This window comes from Moorena sp. SIO4A5 (assembly GCF_010672005.1).
Lineage (GTDB): Bacteria > Cyanobacteriota > Cyanobacteriia > Cyanobacteriales > Coleofasciculaceae > Moorena.
In genome coordinates this window covers 1-7,151 of record NZ_JAAHHZ010000242.1, presented here as the reverse complement: position 1 = coordinate 7,151, position 7,151 = coordinate 1, and the positions used below count along the sequence as shown (strand labels likewise).

At 43.1% G+C, this 7,151-nt stretch carries 5 protein-coding genes; 4 read left to right on the top strand and 1 reads right to left on the bottom strand.

Annotated elements, in window-relative coordinates; genetic code table 11:
• The first annotated feature begins 251 nt into the window (after positions 1-251).
• Positions 252-2,132 carry an ATP-dependent zinc metalloprotease FtsH4 gene (ftsH4, locus tag F6K57_RS33710; protein ID WP_293072303.1) on the top strand — a complete coding sequence of 627 codons (1,881 nt, stop codon included), beginning with the start codon at positions 252-254 and terminating at the stop codon, positions 2,130-2,132.
• A 105-nt stretch (positions 2,133-2,237) separates the two neighbouring features.
• Entirely contained in the window at positions 2,238-2,585 is a 348-nt protein-coding gene (locus F6K57_RS33705; protein ID WP_293037145.1) for a hypothetical protein, read from the top strand.
• A 3-nt stretch (positions 2,586-2,588) separates the two neighbouring features.
• On the opposite strand, the gene F6K57_RS33700 is transcribed toward F6K57_RS33705, so the two are convergent.
• On the bottom strand, positions 2,589-2,756 hold the full coding sequence (locus F6K57_RS33700; protein WP_293072302.1) for a hypothetical protein: 168 nt from the start codon (positions 2,754-2,756) through the stop codon (positions 2,589-2,591).
• Positions 2,757-3,406: 650 nt separating this feature from the next.
• Between F6K57_RS33700 and ltrA the strand changes: the two genes are divergently transcribed.
• A complete protein-coding gene (ltrA, locus tag F6K57_RS33695) occupies positions 3,407-5,317 on the top strand; it encodes a group II intron reverse transcriptase/maturase (RefSeq protein WP_293072301.1) in 1,911 nt (636 codons plus the stop codon).
• A gap of 634 nt (positions 5,318-5,951) precedes the next feature.
• A complete protein-coding gene (locus tag F6K57_RS33690) occupies positions 5,952-6,110 on the top strand; it encodes a hypothetical protein (protein WP_293072300.1) in 159 nt (52 codons plus the stop codon).
• Positions 6,111-7,151: the final 1,041 nt, after the last annotated feature.

The following is a 7,151-nucleotide window of genomic DNA, read 5'->3' as shown; positions in this document are numbered from 1 at the left end:
TCTCCCCAGCTCCCCATCTCCCCATCTCCCCATCTCCCCATCTCCCCATCTCCCCATCTCCCCATCTCCCCATCTCCCCATCTCCCCATCTCCCCATCTCCCCATCTCCCCATCTCCCCAATTAACAATTTAAATGGGTGACAGCTTATAACTTTTAACCGTACCCTGGTAGGCTAAGAGTAAGGGCTTTGAGCCTGTATAAGAAAAGCATTTTAAACAAAGACTACTGTGGATTTAACTACGTTGCATCTATGAGTATTAAAGACAAACCTCAACCCCCTCGATCTCGCCTAATTGGCAATATTCTCTTGTTTTTAGGGGGTTTATTTCTTGTAGCTAACCTATTCTTGCCTGGATTCTTCGGACAGAAAATCGCTCGGGTACCCTACAGCTTGTTTATTGACCAAGTCCAAGATGGAAAGGTAGCGCGGGTTTATGTTGGGCAAGACCAAATCCAGTATCAGCTCAAAGCTGATACTGAAGAGCCAGGACAAATTCTGATCACGACCCCAATCTATGACCTAGAGTTACCCCAACGGTTAGAAGATAAAGGAGTAGAATTTGCTGCTGCTCCTCCCCCTAAACGAAGCTGGTTTACCATCGTGCTCAGCTGGGTGATACCTCCACTAATTTTTGTTGGCATTTTGCAGTTTTTTGCAGGGCGTTTTGGTGGTGGTGGACCCCAAGGTGCTTTGTCTATTAGCAAGAGTAAAGCTAAGGTTTATGTGCAAGATGATACCACTAAAGTTACCTTTAATGATGTGGCTGGGGTAGAAGAAGCCAAGACTGAATTACAGGAAATTGTGGATTTTCTTAAAACGCCCCAACGGTTTACTAACATAGGAGCACGAATTCCAAAAGGAGTGCTATTAGTTGGACCTCCTGGAACGGGTAAAACCCTAATGGCTAAAGCAGTAGCTGGGGAAGCTGGTGTACCATTCTTTAGTATTTCTGGATCTGAGTTTGTAGAACTGTTTGTTGGTGCTGGTGCTGCCAGAGTCCGGGATTTATTTGAACAGGCCAAAAAGAAAGCTCCCTGTATTATTTTCATTGATGAGTTGGATGCTATTGGTAAATCCCGTGCTAGTGGTTCTGGTTTTGTTGGTGGGAACGATGAGCGGGAACAAACCCTCAACCAGTTGCTAACGGAAATGGATGGGTTTGCTGCTGGTGATGCTACGGTAATTGTGCTAGCAGCCACTAACCGCCCTGAAACCCTAGATCCAGCTCTGTTACGACCAGGACGATTCGATCGACAAGTGTTAGTAGACCGTCCCGATTTATCCGGTCGCTTGAAAATTCTAGAAATCTATGCTAAGAAAGTGAAGCTGGGGGAGGATGTGGATCTAAAAGCGATCGCAACTCGTACTCCTGGTTTTGCTGGTGCTGACCTTGCTAATCTGGTTAATGAAGCAGCGCTGTTAGCTGCCCGCAACCGCAAAGAAAAAGTAACCCAGGCAGACTTTGCGGAAGCGATTGAGCGAGTAGTGGCTGGTCTAGAGAAGAAAAGCCGGGTACTCAATGACAAAGAGAAAACCATCGTTGCTTACCATGAAGTCGGTCATGCTCTAGTTGGTGCTTTGATGCCTGGTGGAAGTAAAGTCGCTAAAATCTCGATTGTGCCACGGGGGATGGCAGCACTAGGCTACACCTTGCAAATGCCTACAGAAGACCGCTTCTTAATGGACGAGAAAGAACTCCAAGGTCAGATTGCTACCTTACTTGGTGGACGGGCAGCAGAAGAGATTGTGTTTAATAGCATTACCACTGGCGCTTCCAATGACCTCCAACGAGCTACGGATTTAGCGGAGCAGATGGTAACCACCTATGGCATGAGTAAAGTTCTCGGACCGTTAGCTTACCAGAAAGGTCAGCAGTCAAGCTTTCTCGGAGATGGGATGATGAATCCCCGCCGCAATGTCAGCGATGAAACTGCTAAGGCGATTGATGATGAAGTCAAAGAGATTGTCGAAACAGGTCATCAACAAGCATTAGCGATTCTGAACGAGAATCGGGAGTTGCTCGAAACCATTGCTAAAGAAATATTGGACACGGAAGTAATTGAGGGTGACAAATTGCAAGAGCTTTTGAGTAAAGTTAAGTCTGCCGAGCAGGAGCCTGCTGTCGTTTAATCGCAATTTTCAATTGCAAGGATTACAAGGGTTGGGTGCGGAGTTTCCCCGTGCCCAACCCTTTGATTAATCAAGTAATCTGAATGCTTACATAGTATAGTTGTTATGAATGGATTATTTGATATTCTAGAAAAAATCGAAAAATGCCCTGGTATGTATATTGGTCGTCCTTCGGTAACCGATTTATTTATGTTTTTAGTTGGCTATGAATATGCTCGCAGTGAGATGGATATTGAGTTGACTGAAGCAGAAGCCAAATTTTATGAGGAGTTTCAACCTTGGCTACAGGAAAAACTGGGGGTTAAGTCGGTTACGTCATGGGCTAAGTTAATTATGCTTTCTTGTCATGATGAAAAAGTAGGTTTTGAATATTTTTTTCGGTTGTTGGCTGAATTTAAACAAAACCATGGCTTGTTAGCTACAGAATCAAGTTCTGAATTTGTTCGTCAATAATGATTATTGTTGAAGGTCAAAAAAAAGTAGAAACTTGGCACCAGGCATCAGCAGTTTCAGTACCTGCATATAGCCCTTAGCATCAGTAGGGTTCTCGAACCGAGCGAAAACCACTGGTGCCATCGGTGGTAACAACCTCACCATTACCCATGGGTATAGGCGATGGGACATAATATTAAGTTATCGGGCGACTGAAAGGCGCTCTTGGAAGTGAAAGGCTAGAACCCTTTCCTAGTCTTGGATTCAGACTAGTTTCCACCCGAAGGAGCGTAGTGAGATGGATATCGCGGCTAAGGCTACGACACTCCCGAATCACTAGGTTTCAGAGCTAGAGGGGAATGCACAACAAATCTTTACATGCCGTGAAAAAGATGTTGTTGGGTTAGGAAAAGAATCAAAAGGTTGAAATTGATGAATCGCCACTATAAGGCATCGTTATAATAAACACCCTCTGATAAAGCGGTAATGGAAGGTGCCAGCTCCTGGATTAGCCTTGCGATGAAAAGGCAATCGAATCCCAAAATGGACTCGGTGTATAGGCGGCAACCTCAGATTCGTAACTTCTTAGTGTGTCAACAGGTAAGCCGAGGTTGAGTCCTACATCTAGGTCGATTGATGTAGGTAGCCAAATCGTAAGAGGAGGTATAACTCTCAGCCCGGTAGAAGACTGAACCAAGCAAAAGCCAACAGCCGAAAGGCAACAGGAAAATACGAAAGTATATAACTGGTTGGATAGAGGGAAATCCCTTAACTTGAAAGAGTGCTGAATTTCAGAACTGACTTCGAGCTAGGGAAATAATACGTAAGTACCTTAATTGTATATGGAAAAGATAGAACCGCAACCAAAAGGGAACGGTATCGTAACTAAACAAACCACTGACTGGCACGCTATCAATTGGAAACGTGCCTACAGGACGGTCAGGAAACTTAGACGTAGAATTTTCAGAGCGACACGTGAGGGTAATTGGAAAAAGGTCAACAAACTACAAAGACTAGCTCTCCGTAGCTATTCCAATATCCTGATATCAGTCAAACAAGCAACCCAAGTAAATAGTGGTAAAAAAACAGCAGGGATAGACGGAAAGAAAAAATTAAACCCTGCGGAAAGAGGGAAAATGGTCGATTCCCTCACCACATATAAGACATGGAAGCCAATACCAACCAAACGCATCTACATCCCAAAATCCAATGGAAAGAAAAGGCCATTAGGGATTCCAAGCATAACCGACAGATGCCTACAAGGTATAGTCAAAAATGCACTTGAGCCATCATGGGAAGCAATGTTTGAACCAGTATCATACGGGTTCAGACCTGGAAGAAGTACCCATGACGCAAGACAAAGGATATTCCTAAACATTAAGGGAGAAAACAACAGGAAATGGTGGGTAGTAGACGCGGACATCTCAGGATGCTTCGATAACATTGCCCATGAACCATTACTAGAAACAATTGGAAGTTTTCCCGCAGCCAAACTAATAAAAGAATGGCTGAAAGCAGGATATGTACACAAAGGAACTTTCTACGACACCGAACAGGGAACCCCTCAAGGTGGAATAATTAGCCCTCTCCTGGCCAATATAGCCTTACATGGATTAGAGGAAGAATTAGGTATTAAATACACCTGGTGCAAAGACAATAAATCTAAAAACGGTGGTAATTGGAAAAATAGGACACCAAGGACTTACGTCCGCTTTGCCGATGACTTTGTAATCCTCACCGAAAGCAAAGAAGATGCGGTGAATGCTAAGAAAATCGCTGAAGAGTGGTTATCCAAAAAAGGACTAACATTATCCTTCGAGAAAACTAGAATATCCCACTTGACCACCGGATTTGATTTTCTGGGATGGAACTTCAGGAAACATAATACCAGTACCAGAAAATCCGGGTATATAACCATCATTAAACCTTCAGATAAGAATGTAGCGAAATTTAAAACCAAACTTAAAGAGGAATTCAAGAAGGTACGAGAAGCTCCACAGGAAGTGGTAATCAAAAGACTCAACCCGATTATAAGAGGGTGGGGAAATTACCACAGCGGAGCAGTATCTTCAGAAATCTTCAATAAGATTGACAGCTACATATTCTGGAAGTTAACAAGATGGGGATTAAGAAAGCATCAAAAATCCCGGGAATGGTTGTACAAGAAGTATTTCGGGAAATTATGTCCCGGAAGAGACGATAAATGGGTATTTGGAGAAAGGAAAGTTTATCTCACTAAGCTTGCATGGGTCAATATCGAAAGACACACCCAGGTCACACATACTCATAGCCCGGACGACCCAGAACTCAAAGAATACTGGGAAAAGAGGGAAAATAAACAGAGACAAAAGACCGCAAGAAATAGACTATCCAACGGAAAAGACAAAATAGCAAATAGACAGAAATACATATGTCCTGTCTGTAATCAAACCCTTGGAAGGTTTGATTTTGTGCATCTACATCATATAACACCAAAAAAGGATGGCGGCACAGATAAGTATGACAATTTAATATACTTACACAATGACTGCCATCACTCAATCCATGCCCTGGGTGCGACAAATCCCGAAATACAACAAATGCTAAAAATGGGATTAAAAAAACCCTCCAAGAAGAAGGGACAAAAGCCAAAAGGTACAAACCCGGATTCAAGGAAAAGTAAGTCGCAAAAGAAAACGTGTTCTAAAGAAGTTGGGCGCGCCGTGTGCTTGGAGACTCGCTCGCACGGTGCCTTGGGGACGAAGCGGGAGTAATCCCGCAGATTTACCCGATTCCTGTAAAGGGGACCCAGAGCCAGCCTTCCAGCCTGACGAAAACTCTAGGCTGGCTCTTCCCGTGGATTTTATTCTCCACAATTTCAGTTTAGCACAAAAAATTTAATATCATAGCATATTTTTTGAATTTTTGTAAATTTTTTTTTTTGAGGCACTATTTACTAAGTCCCAACTCCCAAAGGACGGTTAATTTATGCCTAATAGATTCCTCTTAGATCAGATTAGAGCAAATTTCTTTCAGCTGCAGGGGATGCTATCTGAAAATCCCCCCAGGGCAAACCCATCTAAATTCTCGAAACCTTAATCAGAAGTAATAAGTAAAAATACTTATTTTATGACTCTCATATCCAGTAGGTATTTGTAACTAAAATGTGTTTACCCTGAACAAAATTTGGAAAGCGTGAACCACCCCAGCCCCTGTTACCACAGTAAATACAGCTTTAACAGGCAATAATTTAACGATTTTCGGAGATAAGAGGATATAAGGATAGGTAAATGGCTAAATAAAACTAAATTTGATTAAAAATAATCGAATAAGCACCTTTGACACCATACTAATTAGTCTGCTTTAATCTACAGACGTGGGTAAAGAAATGTTAAGTAGCAAAAATCAGTGTTGATCAAATTTGCCGAAAACCCCGACTATGACCTTTTCTTGATGCAGTTGCTCATCAAGAAAACCCGTAATACCAAGCCGGTAGTCGCTCATGGGGGGGATCCCCAACACCGCGCTACCTCCCTGCATCGCTTGTCGAAAATTATCCCCATCTGACCACCCGACCATCTCCCTACCTATTTTTTCCAAGGTTGAAACTGCCCTACTAGCACAACAGCTGTACCGGTCGCAATCAGGAATTGAGGAGGGTGATGATTACGAGTATGGTTACTGTGAGTGGGGTTAGCCCGAGCCGCCGGTTAGTAGTAATAAATACTTATCTTAATAGGATAGCCGTCTAATGTCAACCACAAGGAATGACACCCTTCACCCTAGAAGAGACTCGTCCTGACTGCCTGTGTTGCCATCATTCGCAGTGCAGTGCTCCGGTTTTATTAAACCTTGACCGTCCATTAAGTCTGTTCTTAGAAATACAGTTTTGTGACATACTCCCACACGCTCATCAAAGATTACAGTGTGGGCTTCTTACCAACTCCACCCAACGGTTCGGATACTCGGTAAGCTTTATTAACGACACGGGATGCCCCTCCGCGCCGGAACAATACAATAAGTTCTGTTTTTTAGTGGCTGACAAACCAGCATTTAAGGCCTTTGGCCACGCTGCGCGAACGGCTTTGTTTATCAGAATATATTATAGCAATTTTATTAATACCCTGTGCAAAATTCATCCCACACCTATGCTATGCATAGGTGTGGGATGAATTTTGCCGGACAGCCAAAAAAATTTGTTGCTACCCCTAGGAAAATTTGTAAATTTTTGTTACAATACTTAAGTAGCGATGCTAAGGTTAAGCTAGTCACTCTTTACAAAGCAAATCTAAAGAAAATGTAAAATTAGCGTTGCTCAAGCAGTGCAGCGAGGTAGCGCCTTCATGCGGGGGTTCCCCCACCATGAGTGACTACCGGTGCAGCCAAAGGGAGTTTTCCCCACTCGCGCTTTGCATAAAGACATTAAAGAATGAATTTAGATGGTCTGGTTTTGGTAAATCCCCCGTTGCTTCCCTAATTTTGATACGGCTGGCGAAATTAATATTTGTTTACAAAAGGATGAGCAGATGTGGAAAAGATCCTTTGTTCGTAGTTGGTTTGGGAGTTACAGTTGAAACAATTGTATCAGTTATCAAACTGAGGAGTTGC